An 18,762-nucleotide genomic window follows, 5' to 3' on the forward strand; every position below is an offset into this window, starting at 1 on the left:
GTTTGTATAGATTTAGTCACGAAATTAATGAAATTAAATCGCAATAAACGTAAGTATTATCAACAAGGTCTAAGAGCTATGAAGCTTATAGAGTCTGTCTTGTAGCGGATTTTGTCCCCCCTTCAGGTTGAAAACTATTTACTTGATGTTAATTTAATTCATTCATACTGGGTTGCAAAATACACAGAGAAACAAGAAAATCCTAGTTCTAAATGGGGACATGGAGATTCACCAGGAATTGAAACTATTACAGCATGGCTTGAAACTAGCGCCAAAAAACTACAAGACTACCAAGCTGTAAGATGGGCATTAGCTGATTTATTACAAATGAGTGCAGCACGAGTCCAACTTAAAACTACATGGACAGGCGGTAGTGGTATACTTCCTGCTTCGCAGACTCTGGAAGACTGTCAAACTCAGGCTATGAGGATGATTATGCAATTTAGACAAGCTGTTGAAACAGTGACACCAGAAAGTTTTGAAACCAGTCTTGCTAAATATCAGAACCAGTTTAATCAAGCAGAATTCTGGCAAAACAAACAGTATTTGATTTGGTTTAATGGCAAAGATATTCAGAAAATGATGCAGAAGGAGGAGCCTCGTTATATTTCTTTAAATAAGGGTTTTTTCCCTTGGGCAATTACTCAGCTTGATATTAGCCAGCATTCTGATCTAATGGAGTTAAGGACAAAAATTGAACAGCTATAATCAGGCTATAACAGTAACTCAGAACAGATGGATAAAAAGCTATTGTTTCTATCCCAAATGAAAAAGACCTAAACTTTATCTCAAGACGTGCGATCGCACATTTTAATCTAAAAAATATCACTCAAAATAGTCTCTCATTTTACAGTTTGAATTTCAGCAAGATTTAACCAAAGCCTCAAAACCATCCCCCATAAGAGTTATACTATCTAAAGCATCAAAAATATATTGTTTCTAGATCATCCTAAAACTCGCATTTAGACTAAAAATAGATTATTTTTCAGATCACCGTCGAAAAACCTTGCTGTCATTGACTTTGAAGCGCTATGGCTAGGTTCGGAGTAATCCCAAGAGTGCATTTGACGGAAAGGCAGACCCATCTTTTGGAAGACGTACTTCTCTTTCACACCAGAAGCTACAAGGTCAGGCTTAAGTGCCTTAATAAACTCCTCAAATTCGTAGGCGGTCACGTCATCGTAAACGATAGTACCATTTTCGATGTAGTGAGTGGTACGTTTGTAGTCGTCGTTGTGAGCGAACTCATAACCTGTACCAATCATCTTCATGCCCAAGTCTAGGAAAGCTGGGACAACGTGACGAGGACGCAGACCACCAACCATCAAGGCGACAGTCTTACCATCTAAACGGGGGCGATACTTATTAACGATCGCATCCATTGTCGGCTGATACTTAGCAATAACCTTCTCAGCGTTTGCTTGGATTTTTTCGTCAAACTTAGAAGCAATTTCCCGTAGGGATTCAGCAATCTTAGTAGGACCGAAGAAATTGTATTCCAACCAGGGAATACCATATTTTTCTTCCATGTGACGGCTGATGTAGTTCATCGAGCGGTAACAGTGGATGAGGTTCATCTTCACGTTGGGGGTCATCAACATTTCGTTGATAGTACCATCACCAGACCACTGAGCAACTACACGCAAACCGATTTCTTCTAGAAGAATGCGGCTCGCCCAAGCATCACCACCGATGTTGTAGTCACCAATGATTGCTACATCATAAGGAGTAGAATCAAACTTCAGTGAACCGTCAGCCTTAGCCTTATCGGATCTGGGGAATACCCAGTCACGAATCATGTCGTTAGCGATGTGGTGACCCAAAGATTGGGAAACACCCCGGAAACCTTCGCAACGAACTGGAACAACAGGCTTGTCAATTTCTTTTGCAGCTTTCCGAGCTACAGCTTCGATGTCATCCCCAATTAGACCGATGGGACATTCAGATTGAATCGATACACCACGGTTAAGAGGGAAGAGAACTTCCAATTCTTGGATCAATTTCAGTAGTTTTTTGTCACCACCAAAAACGATGTCTCTTTCTTGGAAGTCAGAGGTGAAGTGCATAGTACCAAAGGTATCAATACCTGTAGTACCAATGTAGTAGTTACGACGACCAGACCAAGACCAGTAACCGCAACCAACAGGTCCGTGACTGATGTGGATCATGTCCTTAATAGGACCCCAAACCACACCCTTGGAACCTGCATAAGCACAACCACGAGCGGTCATTACACCAGGAAGAGATTTAACGTTAGATTTAACGCCACAGTCACTCTTACCTTCTTCAAACACATTTAAGTGCTTTTCACGTTTTTTCTTAGCTTTATCTGGGTAAGCTTCGAGAACTTCTTTAATGAGTTCTTTTCTTTCTTCAACAATCTTCTTGTTTTCTGGAGGTGTCATTTTATCCTCTCCGATTCGTAAGGTTCTGGGAATAGGGGACTTAGAGTCCCCTCTAGGATTAGTAGGGGGAGATGCAAGAGTGAAGGTCAAAGGTAAAATATGAAATTCTGCCTTTTTCCTTGTGCTACGGATGACTACTTAGCAGCAGCTGGCTTACCAACCAACATTGCAGCATTTTCATCGCTTTCGAGAATACCGAATTCAATCAACAATTCTTCTAGTTCTTCCATTTCGATAGGTGTAGGAATAGCTAGGTTTTTGTTGTTGATGATCTTGGTAGCCAATGTGCGGTATTCGTTAGCTTGGTTGCTTTCGGGTGCGTATTCGTTAACTGTCATCCGACGCAATTCAGCGTGTTGAACGATGTTGTCACGGGGTACGAAGTGAATCATTTGGGTGTTCAACCGTTTTGCCAAGGTTTCGATCAATTCGATTTCTCGGTCAGTGTTACGGCTGTTACAGATCAAACCACCCAAACGCACGCCACCGGTGTGAGCATACTTAAGAACACCACGAGCAATGTTGTTAGCAGCGTACATCGCCATCATTTCACCTGATGTCACGATGTAGATTTCTTGTGCCTTACCTTCACGGTAAAGAGTGATGATATTATCCTAATAGCCTATAATTGCTTATTTTTAACAATGTTTGCCGTAAGCATTGTCAGGGCTGAACAGTTTTTTTATTAGGGTAAATCTAGGGTATGAACAGCACACAGGAAGCATTTGCCGATTTTCAACAAACAGCCAGCAGCGATGGGGGATATATAGGCAGAATGCAAGCAGTGACAAATCAGGAAAATCACCTGACGGCAAAACTGGAAACAGAATTAAAGGCGGTAAATGCTAGAATTAAAGCTGCTAGGGTAAATGTTTCGGTCAGGAAATCTGGTAATTCATTGCAACTGAGAAGCACCCTACCCATTAAACCAGGAGATATTGATAAAAACGGTATAGGAACAAAGCAATATGATCTTTCTTTGGGTATCCCGTTTAATTTTGATGGTTTAAATACTGCGGAAGAAGAAGCTTATGAGTTAGGAAAATTGTTAGCGAGAAAACAATTTCAATGGACTGAGAAATATTTAGGTAAAACTCGTAACAAAGTTAACGCCAAAATAATTGGTGATTTGATTGCAGATTTTGAGAGAAATTATTTCCAAACTAGAAAACGTAATCTTAAAAGTGAGAACACATTTAATAGTTATTTTTATATTGCTCAAAAACACTTACCAAAGGATAAACCAGCGATAAATGCCAACTTTATTGCATCTGTGCAATGTTGTCCATCTTCAGATAGTGTCAAAAATGAATTAATCAAAGTTATTAGAGTATTATGTAAATGTTCTGGTTTGGAAGTTCCAGAGCTAAGTAATTTAAAAATCAAACCTGCTGCTCAACGCAAGCGTGATATCCCCACTGATGCAGACATAGAGCGGGAATATCTCAAATTTGAGGCTTACTCACTCAACCGTCCCAGTAAATTACTCACCAGAGAAGACAGAAATAACTGGAAACTGTGGCGTTGGGTATATGGAATGTTAGCTACTTATGGTATAAGACCAAGAGAGATTTTTGTTAATCCTGATTTAAATTGGTGGTTGTCTTCAGAAAATACCATTAATACATGGCGGGTGAATGAAGAATGTAAAACAGGTGAGAGGGAAGCTTTACCATTATATCCGCGCTGGGTAGAGACATTTAATTTAAAAACTGATACGGAAGCTATTGAATTATTAAAAGCAAAAATTGAGGGCAAAATTACCAGTAAGCAAATTAATTCGGCTCGACATGGTACAGACAGATGGTTTAGATTTGTCGGTATTCCTTTTCAACCTTATGATTTACGCCATGCTTGGGCAATTAGGGCGCATTTAATGGGGATTCCGATTAAAGCTGCTGCTGATAATTTGGGTCATTCGGTAAATATGCACACTTCGATTTATCAAAGATGGTTTAGTTTAGAAAATCGCAAGGTTGCTATTGAAGAAGCTATTAAGAAAAAGTCTAAGGTGGAAGATTTGCAAGATATGGTAATTCAACTTGAGCAGGAAAATGAGAGATTGAGAATAGAAAATGAAAGATTGCGGTTACAGATGGAAAATCAAGAGTTAATACAGATAATTAATTAAATAGTAGTGGACTGACAAGCCTAAAATAGTGCATAAGCATAAATATTGTAGGGTGGGCTTCTAGCCCGCCCTGAACAGGCATCTTGCCTGTTCCACAAGAGAAACATAATGCAACATTTTAAGCTTGCCACGCCACTACAAATAAATTAGTGCGATCGCTCTCCTTCTAGAAAAAAATATAGAATTTCCTAGTCTGCCAAGGTACGAATTTATCTTTGTTCATCTGTGATCAAATAATTCTTGCTGTACCTCATTTAGGTGGGAAACTCTATAGAGATAAGATGCAACTAACTGAGTTTAAAATCTTGGAACTTGTAATCAGATAAACTAAGTAACTCCCCACCAGAGCAAATAAATCTAAACTGTTGCCCCATCAGTTTTTTAATATCTTTTCCTTGTCCTTCACGATTGGTATATCTAAATAACAGCTTTGCTCCATCTCTCATTTTGATAATTGCAGAACATAAAGCATTTTCTTTCTCAATCTCAAAGCACTCATTATAGTATGTTGCATAGGCACATAGTATGATATCTACATTACCCTCAAATTCATAGTATGGTTGTGCAGCGTACAATGGTAACTCTAAAGAAACGAGTAAATCCTGATCGGTCGAATCATCCTCTTCCTTGAGAAAGTAGTAACCTTGAGAACTTTCATGAAGAGAAGCATACTTAATCAGACATTGACTTAAGGGATATATCATTTGTCCACAGTCCTCAATGTTAATTTCAGCTTCTATTTTTTTCTTTGTTGACTCTTTAATACTAATGGGGAGTATATGAACGCTCGGATCTTTAACTTGCTGTGCTGAACCGCACCAACCATAAGAACCAATAGTTAGACAGGGAACTTTATCAAGAAGGGTTAAACATATACCATCTATGGGACTGTAGTTATGGGAACTAGTGCTTGGATGTATTGTAAATAGACGCATATAGTGTACCAAATTTTTATACGAAACTAGAATATCCATTGATTTTAGAAATAGTTACTTATTAATTTTGGACTGTATTTTTACAAAAATTAATAAGTAACGGGATCAAACGTTTCAATATGATTTAATCCCGTAGTTATTCAGTTTTTTTTATTCAGGGAAAGATTTCGTCGAAATTAACTGGTGCGGCCAAGAGCTATTTCAAATCCCTGTATTTGATAAAAGTTTTCAACTCCTTTTCTAAGCTTGTCTATAAGCTCAATAACATCAATTACCTCATTATGAGGTCTTCCCAAGTAAAGATTACCATTGTTATCAATAAAACTGTCTAATACTTGACCATCATTTTGGGTCAATACCTTCCAGTATACTAGCGTGACTAGATTTCCTTGAGAGTCGGTGATTCTTGCGAACATATATGATAAACGTCCCTAAGTAAATTTTAGGTTAATAAACCTAGCTACTTTATTCTATTGTAATTTTTATAATCTAGCGAATTTTCTTGCACAGTAATGTGTTAAATCATTATTTTCTTAACTAAACAACCAACTAGTAACACATTTATCAAAATTCATGTATGGATATTGACACCAGGGACAAAATAGGGTAAATAAAAGAATATTAATCAAACAAACTGCCTATTTGTGCCGATTTTTCCAGGGAAAAAATAGGGCAAGAAAAAATAAAAAATTCCAATCAATTGAATATCAAAAACCCTAGAAATCACAGCTTAATCTTCACGGATAGGCATAGCAAAACCACCACATACAACGTCACCTAATACGTCGTAAGATACGAAATCTAGGTCTTGGTAAGCACCGTTTTCTTCTAAGAAGTTGATGGCGGTGATAATACCACGACCAGCGCAACCTACACCGGGTTCTGGACCACCAGATTCTACGCAACGAACGTTACGGAAACCGGTCAGCATTACTTCTTCGATTTCGATATCTTCTACGGCACCACGTTCAGCAGCCAAGTGAAGAACGGTGGTTTGAGCTTTACTGTGTAGCATCAAACGGGTGGAGTCAGCTTTAGGGTCACAACCAACGATGAGGATGCGTTGACCCATTTCTGCCATAGCTGCTAAGGTGTTTTGGGAAGTGGTAGATTTACCAATACCACCTTTACCGTAGAAAGCTATTTGTCTAATTTTTTCTTCAGTCATGATTGTTTATCTCCTGCAATTGGTTGGTTAGTGGGTCTGTTGGTTGACGTTCACGCCTGTTGAGCTACAGCAGTGAGCGGATGTAGAACGTCGCCGGGGGCGATTGTGCTTAGGCACACGCCGGAGGCGAACGCTCCACAGCAAATTCGAGGGGTATTGGTGTCATAATGATTCAGGTTAATTTTTTGTTTAATTTTTTTCCTTTGCCACTTGTCAAGTAAATGACAAAGGAATTACACACTGTACAAATATGTGGAGATAAGAAGCAGGACTTGACGTAATTATTCGTCAATCAATGCCGAAGTCCTATTTGTTCAAAATAGAAGCCTTTAAACCGGAGACTTTAGCCATTGCAGCGCTGCTGTTTTCTGCGGATACTCCGGCTGAGGCCATTGCTGCACCCAGATGCTTGGAAACTGCATCAAAGTGTTGGTCGTTGAGCTTCATACCTGTGTGGGTTTTTTCCATTGGACGACCAGCATATTGGTTTGGTCCGTCAAATATCTGAGAGAAGAAAGCAATTTGATGAGCGCGTTGTTTCGCCATATCGGTTTTAGCGAAGTAGCCTTTGAGGCTACCGTCTGCCATAACGCTCTTGTGAAAGGCATCAACTACTTTTTCAATAGTTGGTTGTCCACCAATGTTTTCGTACAAACTCATATCCTGATTCCTTTGAAGCGAGTTGGATAATGCAATTGACTATTAGGTGTTGAATACTTTCACCTATGTGCGATTGCTGTGTGTTTTCAGTAGGAATGAAGCATTGATGGGGCGAAAATTATCTGGTTCAAATCCTACTTACTGTTCTGTGTTTAATCAACAACAGGCTCTATTTGTGCGGTGTGTAAATCTTAAAGTTATGGTGTGACTGCTTCGACTACGAGGTTTTTGCTGACACGATCTTGTAACCTGGCTTCGATCGCAATCTTGAGGGTGGCTGTACTGCTAGAACAAGAACCACAAGCTCCTTGGAGTATGACTTTGACTTTATCTCCTTCTACATCGTAAAGTTCTACGTCTCCCCCGTCAGCGATTAGCACGGGTCTGACTTCTTCATCAAGAACTTTTTGGATGAGTGCAATTCTCTGCACATTGGTTAGAGGTCTTTGTAATTGCTGATTAGATTGAGCAACTCCGACGCTGTGGTTGTTGAGAGCAGGTACGGCGGCTTTTTCCTTTACATCTCTTATAATATCATCAATATTCGCTAAACAGGAACCGCATCCGCCACCAGCTTTTACATAATTTGTTACCTGTTCAGCATCAGTGAGATGATTTTCGGCAATTACACGGCGAATTTTGGCTTCGCTAATCCCAAAGCAACTACAAATTAGTGCGCCTTCGTCATCGTCGTCATGGGTAGGTAAGGCTATGCCACGATAGTTATAAATGGCGGCTTCTAGAGCTTCTTGTCCCATGACAGAGCAGTGCATTTTGGCTTCTGGCAATCCGCCGAGGTAATCTGCAATCTCTTTATTAGAAACTTTCAAAGCTTCGTCTAGAGTTAAACCTTTGACCATTTCGGTTAAAGCACTGGAAGAGGCGATCGCACTTGTGCAGCCAAAGGTTTGAAAGCGTGCATCTAAAATCGTATCAGATTCTACTTCAACTTTCAAGTGTAATCTTAGGGCATCACCACAGGCAATACTACCAATTTCTCCCATTGCCAGTTTCACACCAGGTTCGTCGGTTTCTTCAATAGCTCCCTGGTTTTTGGGATTGTAAAACAAGTCTAATACTTTATCTGTATAGTCCCACATGGTCAATTTTAGATTTTGGATTTTGGATTTTGGATTTTAGATTAGGCACTAGGGCGGGATGAGGGATGAGGATAATTTTCCCAATACCCAGTACCCATTACCCAATACCTAGCGATGAATTAATGCTTGTTCTTGTTCTTGTAGCCAACCCGCATCATCATTTTTGAAGGGGGACATGGCGCGTAAACGTTCGATAATACTGGGCATTACTTCGATAACTTGATCGATTTCGGCTTCTGTAGTGTAGCGACACAGGCTGAAACGAATGGAACCGTGTAAGGTGGTGTAGGGTAAACCCATCGCCCGCAGAACGTGAGAAGGTTCTAAGGAACCAGAAGTACAAGCAGAACCAGATGAGGCACAGATACCGTATTTATTTAAGGAAAGCAGAATTGCTTCACCTTCGATGTATTTAAAGCCGATATTTGTCGTGTTCGGCAATCTCTGCGTTGGGTCGCCATTCACTTCACAGTCAGAAATTTTAGCGAGTAAAGTTTGTTCCAGGCGATCGCGCAATTTCCTTTCTCTTGTGGTAGCCTCTTCTAAATGCAAGAGTTCCAATTCTGCCGCCTTACCTAGAGCAATAATCCCTGGAACATTCTCCGTTCCCGCCCGACGACCACGTTCTTGGTGTCCACCCAGTAACAAGGGACGAAACCGCACACCGCGCCGGATATACAAAGCTCCAATTCCTTTGGGAGCATGGATTTTGTGACCGGACAGAGTTAACATATCTATCGTGCTGGTCTTCATGTTCAGGGGAATTTTCCCCACTGCTTGCACTGCATCGACATGAAAGATTGCGCCGTATTCTTTAACTCTTAACCCAATTTGCTCAATGGGGAAAACCGTACCGGTTTCGTTGTTGGCATACATAATTGTTACCAAAGCGGTGTTACCAGTCAGAGAAGCTTCTAATTCAGCTAAATCTAGCTGTCCCTGATGATTTACCGAAAGATAGGTAACAGTGTAACCTTGGGTTTCCAGTTGTTTGCAGACATTCAAAACGGCTGGGTGTTCAACCTGTGTCGTAATGATATGTCGTCTTTCTGGGTGTGCTAACAGTGCGGCGCGAATAGCAGCGTTATCTCCCTCTGTACCGCAACTCGTGTAGATAATTTCTGACTCTTCAGCACCAAGGAGGTTTGCTAGTTGTTGGCGTGCTGTTTTAACGGCTTTGCCAACTTGTCCACCAAAGGTGTGCATACTAGAAGGATTACCGTAGTAGTCCCGCAGATAAGGCAACATCGCCTCTAAAACTTCCGGGTCTACCTTCGTTGTAGCATTATTGTCTAGATAAATGATGCTCATCCTGATACACCTATGACTTCGCTCTGATGGCGAGATAATTGTTCAGAGAATTTTGTGGAATAATAGTTAAACCAACGTTCCCAGTAATCTTGTTTCTTAGTTAATTTTGCTAAAGAGCGATTGTAATTAGCAAACCAGCCTTCCCAATAATCATTGGGTTGTTTCACACAACCGGTGCAGGTGGGACAACCAGCTTGACACTGAGGAACGGAATAAACACTACCAACGCAGTTTGTGCAGAGTTCGGGGTCAATCCAATGATTACCGTCAATTACCTTCACTGCATTAGTGGGACATACAGACAGACAAAGATCACAGGAAATACATTGGCTAGTGACTTGATAAGCCATGATTATTCTCCTTTTGAAGATAGGGGAGTGGGGAGTGGTAAGGGATGAGTGGGGAGTAATGAGTGGTTAGTGGTAAATATTCCCTACTCCCTACTCCCTACTCCCTACTCCCTAATTTCCTAACTCCTGAACATATTGCTCGTAAAATTCCAAAGCAACTTTTTCAATCACGTCGTAAGCTTCAATAGTCTGTATTCCCGCTGCTTGCAACTTCTCTTGAGGACAGTTACCAATCTTAGAGACTAAAACTGCTTTGCAATCCGCGATCGCTGCCATGATATGTTCAAAAGTGGCTTCTTCACTAAATCCACCTTGACAATACTGGTCAATCTTGCGATGACTGACAAAAGTAACTTGATTACCATCAACTTCGTAAATTTGGAATTCCTTCGCATGACCGAAGTGTTGGTTAACTAATCCGCCGCCTTTAGTGGCTACTGCAACTAATATTTTCGGATTATTGGCAAATTTCTTGCCAGCACTAGCCTTGTCTTTGGCTATTTTCAGTTCTTCTTTAAACTTCTCAATTCCTTCGTGAACCAGGGTGCGTTGTTCTAGGTCATATTCTGGAGTCATTTCCAAGAATTTATCTTTAGTAAATTCCTGACTGCGGTCTTCTCCTAATAATCCTACCGCATCGGCTCGGCATTGGCGACAATGGCGCATCATTTTCATGTTGCCGGCGCAATTGTCTTGAACTGACTTGACTTCTTTGGGTGTAGGGCCACGTTGACCTGTTAAGCCGAAATGTGTGCCGTGTTCCGGTGCAGAAATCAAAGGCATGATGTTGTGCAGGAAAGCACCGTTTTCACGAATCATTTTATTGACTTCGATCAAGTGCTGGTCATTAATTCCTGGAATCATCACGGAGTTAACTTTGCACAGAATATCAGCTTCTCTCAAAGCTTGCAAGCCTTCCATCTGCTTTTCTAGCAGAATCTTAGCCCCTTCAACACCTCTATAACGTTTCCGTTTGTAGTGAACCCAAGAATAAATCTGAGCGCCGATTTCTGGGTCAATGGTATTTAGGGTGATAGTAACGTGATCGATATTTAGTTGTTTAATGCGGTCAATGTATTCAGTTAACATTAAACCGTTCGTTGAAAGGCAAAGCTTAATATCTGGTGCTTTGTCTGCAATCAACTCAAATGTGCGGAAAGTCTTTTCAGGATTCGCCAATGGATCACCAGGGCCCGCAATTCCGACCACTGTCATTTGGGGAATTTTGCCTGCAATCACCAAAGCCTTGTGTGCAGCTTCTTCTGGTGTTAGCAATTCGCTAACTACTCCAGGACGGCTTTCGTTAGCACAGTCGTATTTGCGATTGCAATAGTTGCATTGAATGTTACAAGCTGGTGCAACTGCAACGTGCATCCTGGCGTAGTGGTGATGGGCATCTTCACTATAACAGGGATGTTGGGCGATGCGTTCTTGGAGCTTTTGATCCATTTCTACGGTGGTGCTGCTATCGCATCCGCAACCACCTGATTTTGCTTGGGTTGATGCTGGTTCCTGATGGGAGGAGGTGAGGAGTCCGTTAGACGGTAGTATCATTGAATTTCGCAAGGGTCAGTGGTGGGCTAAATGCCACAGTGGGAGATGCCGTTGCTACTGTCTTTACCTAAGAACTGAAGTCGCGTCTTGTAATCAGTGAACAGTGAACAGTTAATAGTTATCAGTTATTAGTTTGTTTACTGTTGACTGAGGTTCTGGTTCGGCTGGTGTGTGTCAAGTTTGAGGTCTATCTGGGGTATTTGTGTGTGAGTACAGCCGCGACTTCGATTCACTTAAGGCATGGTGCTATCTCATCCCTCCACTCACTTGGCGCTTTTGCTTTTGGCTTGGCGTTGAGTGATTGGCGATATAAGATTTATAGCAGTCGTTCTCAAATGGTCGGCGCGTTTATGGAGTATAGAATTTATTGGATTTATTACGCTTGTACTCAAAATTTCAAACCCTAACTGTGTGGGTTTTACAAGCATTAAAAATTTATTTTTCGGGTAGGGGTTCTAGTATTTTTCAGTTGGGGTACGAGTATTTAGCAATAGGGGTTCAGGATTTCTTTGTACTCAGTCAAAATCCAGTTATCGCAAGGCTTTGATTCTATTTTGTTTTAGCTTTAGGGTACACAAATTTGTACTCAAATTAGCCTTAAATCCCATTTCAAGCAAGACATACTAGGGAATTAAGGGGTGAAAAACTGGAACAGATTGATGTCGTACTACTCCAGAACGGCGAAAGATTCAATTCTGTATCTAACATATCATTTTTTTTGAGGTAAAAATGCAATTCATCTTTTTTTAACTTTTCAGAGTATTAAGCGGGAATAAATTGCATCAAAGGAGTGAAACAAGGCTCCTTATATAATATCCATCATACACTTATTGATAATTTATAGCTACAAGGACATAATGTGCATAATTGCTGACCGGATTTACTTGTTAACGGGGGATATATTGAGGATTTCGCAAAGTTAAAATTGAGATGTCGAGCATATTTGAATATGTATCTAACCTAGCATTTCTTTTGGGGAAAAAATGCGTTTTATATTTATTTTATTTTTTGGAGATAAAAATACCTATTCATTAAGCCTGGGGCTAATTGAAGAAACCTCACCCCAACCCTCTCCTTACTAAGGCTACGGTGTACACACAAGAGATCGAATCGCCCCCTAACCCCCAATTCTGGGGGAACAAGAATTTTCAAAGTCCCCCATTTTACCCCCAAATTTGGGGGTCACGGGGGCAGGGGATTTAGGGGGCTAAACAGGCTCAAACGCAGACAGGCAAGATTTGTGTGTACACCGTAGCCTTACTAAGAAGTAAGTTGTTGACGTACAAGACATTGGCGAAACTGAAATACTCCAGAATGTATAAATGTTCTAGAGACTGACAAATCAAAAAACATGACAAATTTTCTGGTGAGATGGGTTTCCTCATCCGTCCCCTAATCAGGGCTGAATATTCCTACACAGCTTTGGAGGAAAAGCTTAAATTTGCTGAATGTCTGAATAATTCTGCCCAAAGATACTTTCCCAATGTCCTAAAAACTGGGTTAATGGTTCACAAGAGGCTTTTTAGTCAAACAGGGTAGCAGGAGAAATTCGATGAAAGCGGTTGTTATCCGTCGGTATGGGTCTGCTGAAGTGTTGCAATACGAAGATGTGGCGCAACCGCAAATTAAGCCTAACCAGTTACTTGTCAAGGTTCATGCCAGTAGTGTTAATCCGATTGACTGGAAAATCCGCAAGGGTATGCTGAGTTTACTCACAGGTAATCAGTTTCCCCTGATTTTGGGTTTTGATCTGGCTGGTGAAGTGGTAGCGGTTGGTTCGCAGGTGACACATTTTCAGCTAGGAGATGCTGTTTATGGCAGTACTAGCTTTCCTGGCGGCGCTTATGCTGAATTTGCCGCCGTACAAGAAAATTTAATTGCTTTTAAGCCGAAGAACTTAACTTTTGAGGAAGCTGCTACTGTGCCTTTAGCGGCGCTGACGGCTCTGCAAGCCCTGCGTGACCAGGGAAATATCAAATCGAGTCAAACTGTGTTAATTAATGGCGCTGCGGGTGGGGTAGGAATGTTTGCTGTGCAGATTGCCAAGGCTTTGGGTACAGAAGTCACGGGTGTTTGTAGTACCAAAAATTTGGATTTTGTGAAATCTTTGGGAGCAGATAGGGTAATTGATTATACCCAACAGGATTTTACTGAAGGTAGTGGGCAGTACGATATTATATTTGATGCTGTGGGCAAGCGATCGCTCTCTGACTGCAAAGGAGTCCTCAAACCCAACGGTATTTATATATCGACTTTACCCACGCCGGAAGTCTTGCTACAGACTGTGTTCACAGCTTTCTTTACCGGACAAAAAGCTAAATTTGTGATTGAGAGTCCGAATACGCAAGACTTGGTTTATCTCAAAAAACTGATTGAGTCAGGTAAAATGCGAACTGTGATTGACCGCACATTTCCTCTAGCTGAACTAGGTATGGCTCATAGTTATAGTCAGAGTGAACGGACTGTGGGGAAAATTGCGATCGCTATTTCTGGTTCCTCAGTATCGCCTCAAGAGTGATGGAGCCAAGTCTGAATTTCATTAACTAACCAAGCGCATTCTTCTTCATTTAAGCGCCAATTTAAGCGAATGCGATCGCGATATGTCCGGATAACTACTTGCCAGTTGTTAGCTCCTGTAGAAAATTGATTAGAGCGATTTTCATTTTGTTGACATACATAAATAGAGCGAATATTTGTAATTAAGTCAGAGCTTGACTCAAATTTGCCAAACCAGCAGTTCTGAAATATAAAACATTTGTCTTTGGCATCAAAGCGAATATAACCACCATAATTATCTTTTTTAATTGAATTAACATCTCTATTTAGAAGTTTTTTAATTAATACATCAATTTCTTTGTTGGTTGAATCATCTAGTATTTTCCATCTCAGGATTACCCAGGTTAACATAATGAATCCTGTGATTCCCAGTAATTCAAATCCCCCAATCATAAACAAAAATAATGGTATAAAGATTAGAAATTTTTTATATTGTACTGGTTCTTTATATCTATAAATTTCTAATTCTTCAGTGGACTTTTTAGTGACCACAAGAAAAGGTCTGACAAGGTGTATAACTGGATTTTTTTTGGCAGAAAACGTCTGACTAGAGCTAGAAGGCAGTTTCTGAAAAAGTAACTCCAGAGCTTCCTCAGCAGTGGCAAATCTTTGTTCTAAAGCTGGGTGAGTGAGTTTTTCAATCCAACTCACAAAATTGGCGCTTACACTGGTGTGGTCTGCAAATTGAATTCGCAAATTATTCTGAGGTAATTCAGCCGGAGCTACACCTGTGAGTAAATGAATTAATGTGGCTCCCAAACCATAGAGATCAGATGCTGGTACAGCTCGTCCCCAAAACTGTTCCATTGGAGTATAGCCCACAGTACCCACCACAGTGAAGGTTAATCCCGTGACAGCCATGCGGTCTTGTACTGCACCAAAATCCACAAGATATATCTGTTTATCTTCACCCTGAATCAAGTTACTGGGTTTAATATCTCGATGGAGAACCGCAGGATTTAATTGGTGTAGATAAATCAAAATTTGCAAAATTTGTTTGGCAATTTGTTTGAGTTCTAACTCACTAAATTTAGTGCCTTTTGCCAACAATTCTTGTAAAGTGGAACCAGGAATATAATCTTGTACCAAACTCCACCAACTCAGACCTGACCCAGGCTGCTGGTCAACTAAAAAGTAATCTCGGTAGCGGGGTATTCTCTGGTGATTGAGATTTTGCAGGACTTGGGCTTCTCGCTCAAATAATTTAACGTCATCCCAGTTAAGTTCATTACTAAAAACCAGAAGTTTGAGAATAACTAACTCATGACTTGCATTATCTAAATCTTCGGCTAACCAGGTTTGACGACCAGTCATCGTATGTCCTAACTGTTTTTGAAGTTGATATCTTTCTTGCAAGATTTGTCCTGAGTTAAACACAACATCACTCCTACATTTATTTAAGGCTATGACTGCGCGAAGTACTTTTATTTATGAGCAAGTAAGCTGATTGATAAATAAAAATAAATTGTAGCGTATTGGTAATGACTCGGTTGAGATTTTGTCATAAATTTAATCCTAATTGTAACATCGCACATTTAAAAATGTGGTAATTGACATAAACTGTAAAACTAAGTTACTTTTAATACTAAATTCTCAGTAATAATGCGTTATATATGATCAAGGTTTATATGTCTTTGCAGAGGCGATCGCATATTATGGATTTAGCCTGATGCTACCAACGCTGAACGATAGTGAAGCCCAGGTTTTGCAGCTTCTATTTGTACTGTGGGGCTGATTAAGCCGGACTTACAGCAGTTTTCACGCATTTAGACCACACTATTGTTGATTTATTTCCTTCTTCCTTTGCGTCTTTGCGCCTTTGCGTGAGATTTTAAAGTGTGGTTCATTTACCTGAAAATCGCTGTAAGGCTAAGTTCAAAAAATACCAGATATTTCTGTAATTATCCTGAAATTCAGGAATATCGCTCAATCTAGTGTATATACTCGTAGTCAAAATCTCAACAGACACGAGTATGATAGTTGAATGGTTCACTACCTGGGTTCTTCTAAAAGGATTTGGATTTCTGGTTAAGACGATTATCAGCCAAGACTTTGTAGAAGAATTAGTTAAAGATTACGCTAAAGATTTTTTCAAAAATGTCCTTAGCAATGCTGTAACCGCACCCTTTAAGCGAGAACCCCTTGAGAAAGCTGTTGTCATGGCGCTGTCAGAATTTTTGCAACTGATGCAGCAAGATTTAGAAGATGGTGAACTTTCCGAAAATGAAATCAAAAAGTATGCACAGCCGATAAAGAAATTTCTCAAACATCTAGAAGTTAAAGCAATTTTGGGAAATGCTTTTAAGAATGACCAACAGACTATAGACACAAGTAAATTACTACAAATTTGGTATCAAGTTAATCCTGATTCCTCATTACCAGATGATTTTAACTGGAAACGGGTTGGTAAAAAATATGTGCAGAAAGTTAAAGCAATTATTTTAGAAATTCCTGAACTCAGAGAGATTCTTGATTCTAAAAATCTGGATAAAATCCGCGAAAATACCACAGAAACTGCGGGAATCATCCCAGCATTTGATTTAGAACGTTATCAAGAAGGAATTTGTGAGTGCTATGGAAATCTCAAGTTAGATAGTTTAGATACTAGCGGTTACGCCTATAACGAACTCAAGTTATGGCGGATGTTTATCGCTCAAAATGTCCGGGAAACTGATAAATTTTTACCACAAATTCACGAACTGCCTAAAGAACATTATAGACGACTGCACAAAAATAGCGAAATAGAAGCAGAACTGCAAGCAGAAGAATTAGAAAGACATAAACGGGTTTATTTAGAACAACCGATACTTTCAGTCTTGGATGTTATTCAGAAAAAGCAAAATTATAAATATATTGTCATTTTAGGCGATCCAGGTTCAGGTAAGTCTACATTATTGCAATTTCTCGCATTGAATTGGGCAGAAACACCTCTAGATAATGTTATATCACGTCCAATTCCGTTACTCATTGAGTTACGCACTTATATGCGGCGGCGAGAAGATCAAGAGTGCAATAACTTTTTAGAATTTTTCCATAAATGTAGCGGTGCTATTCATCACTTGAATCAACATCAATTAAATGAACAGCTAAATTCTGGTAACGCCTTGGTGATGTTTGATGGTTTAGATGAAGTATTTGATCCTGGTAAGCGCGAGGATGTAATTACCGATATTCATCGTTTTACTAATCAATATCCAAATGTGCAGGTAATTGTAACTTCTCGCATCATTGGCTATAAACCGCAAAAGTTACGTGATGCTGAGTTTCGCCACTTTATCTTGCAAGATTTAGAACCAGAACAAATTCAAGATTTTATTCATCGCTGGCATGAGTTAACTTTTAGCGATGAAGCGGATAAAGCTAGAAAACGGGAACGACTGCAAAGAGGAATTGAAACTTCTAAATCTATCGCTGAACTGGCAGGAAATCCCCTACTGTTGACGATGATGGCAATTCTTAATCGTAACCAAGAACTGCCAAGAGATAGAGCCGAACTTTACAATCAAGCATCACGGCTACTGCTGCATCAATGGGACGTAGAACGCGTTTTAGTGGAAGATAAGCGGTTAGATCCCAAAAGTATTGATTATAAAGATAAGCAAGCAATGCTGCGTCAAGTTGCCCATTATATGCAAACCAGTGAAAAAGGTTTAGCTGGTAACTCAATTAGTGCAGAAGATTTAGAGACAATTCTCACTGCATATCTGAAAACTATAGAATTTGAAAAACCCAGAGATGCGGCGCGGGTGATGATTAATCAACTGCGGACTCGCAATTTTATGTTATGTTTTGTGGGCGCAGATTATTATGCCTTTGTGCATCGGACATTTTTAGAATATTTCTGTGCATCGGAGTTTGTTTGGCAGTTTGAGAAGAAACGTAGTATTAAAATTGAGGATTTAAAAACTGAAGTTTTTGGCAAGCACTGGCAAGATGAAACTTGGCATGAAGTATTGCTGTTAATTGCTGGAATGATTGAGGCAGAATTTGTTGGTGAAATCATTGATTATTTAATGGAACAAGATGGTGAAAGTGAAAAATTTATCAACCTCTTTTTAGCGGCTAAATGTCTTACAGAAGTGAGAAATCGTTCCGTAATTGCGACTACAGCTAATCAATTACTTGAGCAGATAAAAGACTTAACCAAATATGACCTTTGGTATTATTACCAACCTTATCAAGATCGTGATGCAACTAAGCTAGTTCAAGAAATCCGCACTCAAGCAGTTGCAGCAATTGCAACGACTTGGGAGAATGACCCCCAAACCAAATCCATCCTCCAAAAATCTGCCACTGATGATGATGATAATAATGTGCGACGTGCAGCCATCCAAGCATTAGCGAGCAATTACAAAGATGACCCCCAAATCAAAAGCTTCCTCCAACAACACGCCACTGATGATAATTGGGATGTGCGACGTGCAGCCATCGAAGCATTAGCCAGCAATTACAAAGATGACCCCCAAACCAAAACCATCCTCCAACAACGCGCCACTGATGATGATGATAATGATGTGCGAGGTGCAGCCATCGAAGCATTAGCCAGCAATTACAAAGATGACCCCCAAACCAAAACCTTCCTCCAACAACGC

Annotated in this window: 13 protein-coding genes and 2 pseudogenes; 4 read left to right on the top strand and 11 right to left on the bottom strand. The window is 40.2% G+C overall.

All coding sequences use genetic code 11. The annotated features are described in order from the left end of the window. Positions 1 to 111: 111 nt before the first annotated feature. On the top strand, positions 112 to 708 hold the full coding sequence (locus tag AACX33_RS00320) for a hypothetical protein (protein ID WP_193998006.1): 597 nt from the start codon (positions 112 to 114) through the stop codon (positions 706 to 708). Positions 709 to 962: 254 nt separating this feature from the next. Here the strand turns inward: AACX33_RS00320 and nifD are convergent, their stop codons facing one another. Both nifD and nifH read right to left on the bottom strand, forming a co-directional pair. Continuing rightward, positions 963 to 2,405: a nitrogenase molybdenum-iron protein alpha chain gene (nifD, locus tag AACX33_RS00325; RefSeq protein WP_193998005.1), complete on the bottom strand. Its 1,443-nt coding sequence runs from the start codon at positions 2,403 to 2,405 to the stop codon at positions 963 to 965. Between the two features lie 134 nt (positions 2,406 to 2,539). Further along, a pseudogene (gene nifH / locus AACX33_RS00330) lies at positions 2,540 to 2,998 on the bottom strand (nitrogenase reductase); the annotation flags it as partial. A 110-nt stretch (positions 2,999 to 3,108) separates the two neighbouring features. Between nifH and AACX33_RS00335 the strand changes: the two are divergent. Continuing rightward, positions 3,109 to 4,536 (top strand): integrase, encoded by a 1,428-nt coding sequence (locus AACX33_RS00335; protein ID WP_193998004.1) that lies wholly within the window; start codon positions 3,109 to 3,111, stop codon positions 4,534 to 4,536. 287 nt (positions 4,537 to 4,823) lie between these two features. Here AACX33_RS00335 and AACX33_RS00340 read toward each other — a convergent pair whose 3' ends face one another. The 8 genes and pseudogenes from AACX33_RS00340 to nifB form a co-directional block, all read right to left on the bottom strand. Then, a complete protein-coding gene (locus AACX33_RS00340) occupies positions 4,824 to 5,471 on the bottom strand; it encodes a hypothetical protein (protein ID WP_193998003.1) in 648 nt (215 codons plus the stop codon). A 176-nt stretch (positions 5,472 to 5,647) separates the two neighbouring features. Then, positions 5,648 to 5,827 (bottom strand): hypothetical protein, encoded by a 180-nt coding sequence (locus AACX33_RS00345; protein ID WP_193998002.1) that lies wholly within the window; start codon positions 5,825 to 5,827, stop codon positions 5,648 to 5,650. Positions 5,828 to 6,207: 380 nt separating this feature from the next. Then, positions 6,208 to 6,639: pseudogene (locus tag AACX33_RS00350) on the bottom strand (AAA family ATPase); the annotation flags it as partial. Between the two features lie 306 nt (positions 6,640 to 6,945). Then, positions 6,946 to 7,299 (bottom strand): group I truncated hemoglobin, encoded by a 354-nt coding sequence (locus tag AACX33_RS00355; RefSeq protein WP_193998000.1) that lies wholly within the window; start codon positions 7,297 to 7,299, stop codon positions 6,946 to 6,948. A 197-nt stretch (positions 7,300 to 7,496) separates the two neighbouring features. Beyond that, positions 7,497 to 8,399 carry a Fe-S cluster assembly protein NifU gene (gene nifU, locus AACX33_RS00360; protein ID WP_193997999.1) on the bottom strand — a complete coding sequence of 301 codons (903 nt, stop codon included), beginning with the start codon at positions 8,397 to 8,399 and terminating at the stop codon, positions 7,497 to 7,499. 108 nt (positions 8,400 to 8,507) lie between these two features. Then, a complete protein-coding gene (gene nifS, locus AACX33_RS00365; RefSeq protein ID WP_193997998.1) occupies positions 8,508 to 9,710 on the bottom strand; it encodes a cysteine desulfurase NifS in 1,203 nt (400 codons plus the stop codon). Continuing rightward, positions 9,707 to 10,060 (bottom strand): 4Fe-4S binding protein, encoded by a 354-nt coding sequence (locus AACX33_RS00370; RefSeq protein ID WP_193997997.1) that lies wholly within the window; start codon positions 10,058 to 10,060, stop codon positions 9,707 to 9,709. The genes nifS and AACX33_RS00370 overlap by 4 nt, the downstream gene beginning before the upstream one ends. Before the next feature lie 111 nt (positions 10,061 to 10,171). Next, complete coding sequence (gene nifB / locus AACX33_RS00375; RefSeq protein WP_193997996.1) at positions 10,172 to 11,614, bottom strand: nitrogenase cofactor biosynthesis protein NifB; 1,443 nt, start codon at positions 11,612 to 11,614, stop codon at positions 10,172 to 10,174. A 1,552-nt stretch (positions 11,615 to 13,166) separates the two neighbouring features. Between nifB and AACX33_RS00380 the strand changes: the two genes are divergently transcribed. Continuing rightward, on the top strand, positions 13,167 to 14,132 hold the full coding sequence (locus tag AACX33_RS00380; protein WP_193997995.1) for an NAD(P)-dependent alcohol dehydrogenase: 966 nt from the start codon (positions 13,167 to 13,169) through the stop codon (positions 14,130 to 14,132). Here AACX33_RS00380 and AACX33_RS00385 read toward each other — a convergent pair. Beyond that, on the bottom strand, positions 14,123 to 15,547 hold the full coding sequence (locus AACX33_RS00385; RefSeq protein ID WP_193997994.1) for a protein kinase domain-containing protein: 1,425 nt from the start codon (positions 15,545 to 15,547) through the stop codon (positions 14,123 to 14,125). The genes AACX33_RS00380 and AACX33_RS00385 overlap by 10 nt on opposite strands. Before the next feature lie 596 nt (positions 15,548 to 16,143). Between AACX33_RS00385 and AACX33_RS00390 the strand changes: the two genes are divergently transcribed. Then, positions 16,144 to 18,762, top strand: a 2,619-nt coding sequence (locus AACX33_RS00390; protein WP_227789363.1) for an NACHT domain-containing protein, incomplete at its 3' end; no start/stop codon positions are given.

Source organism: Nodularia sp. LEGE 04288, assembly GCF_963896525.1.
GTDB lineage: Bacteria > Cyanobacteriota > Cyanobacteriia > Cyanobacteriales > Nostocaceae > Nodularia.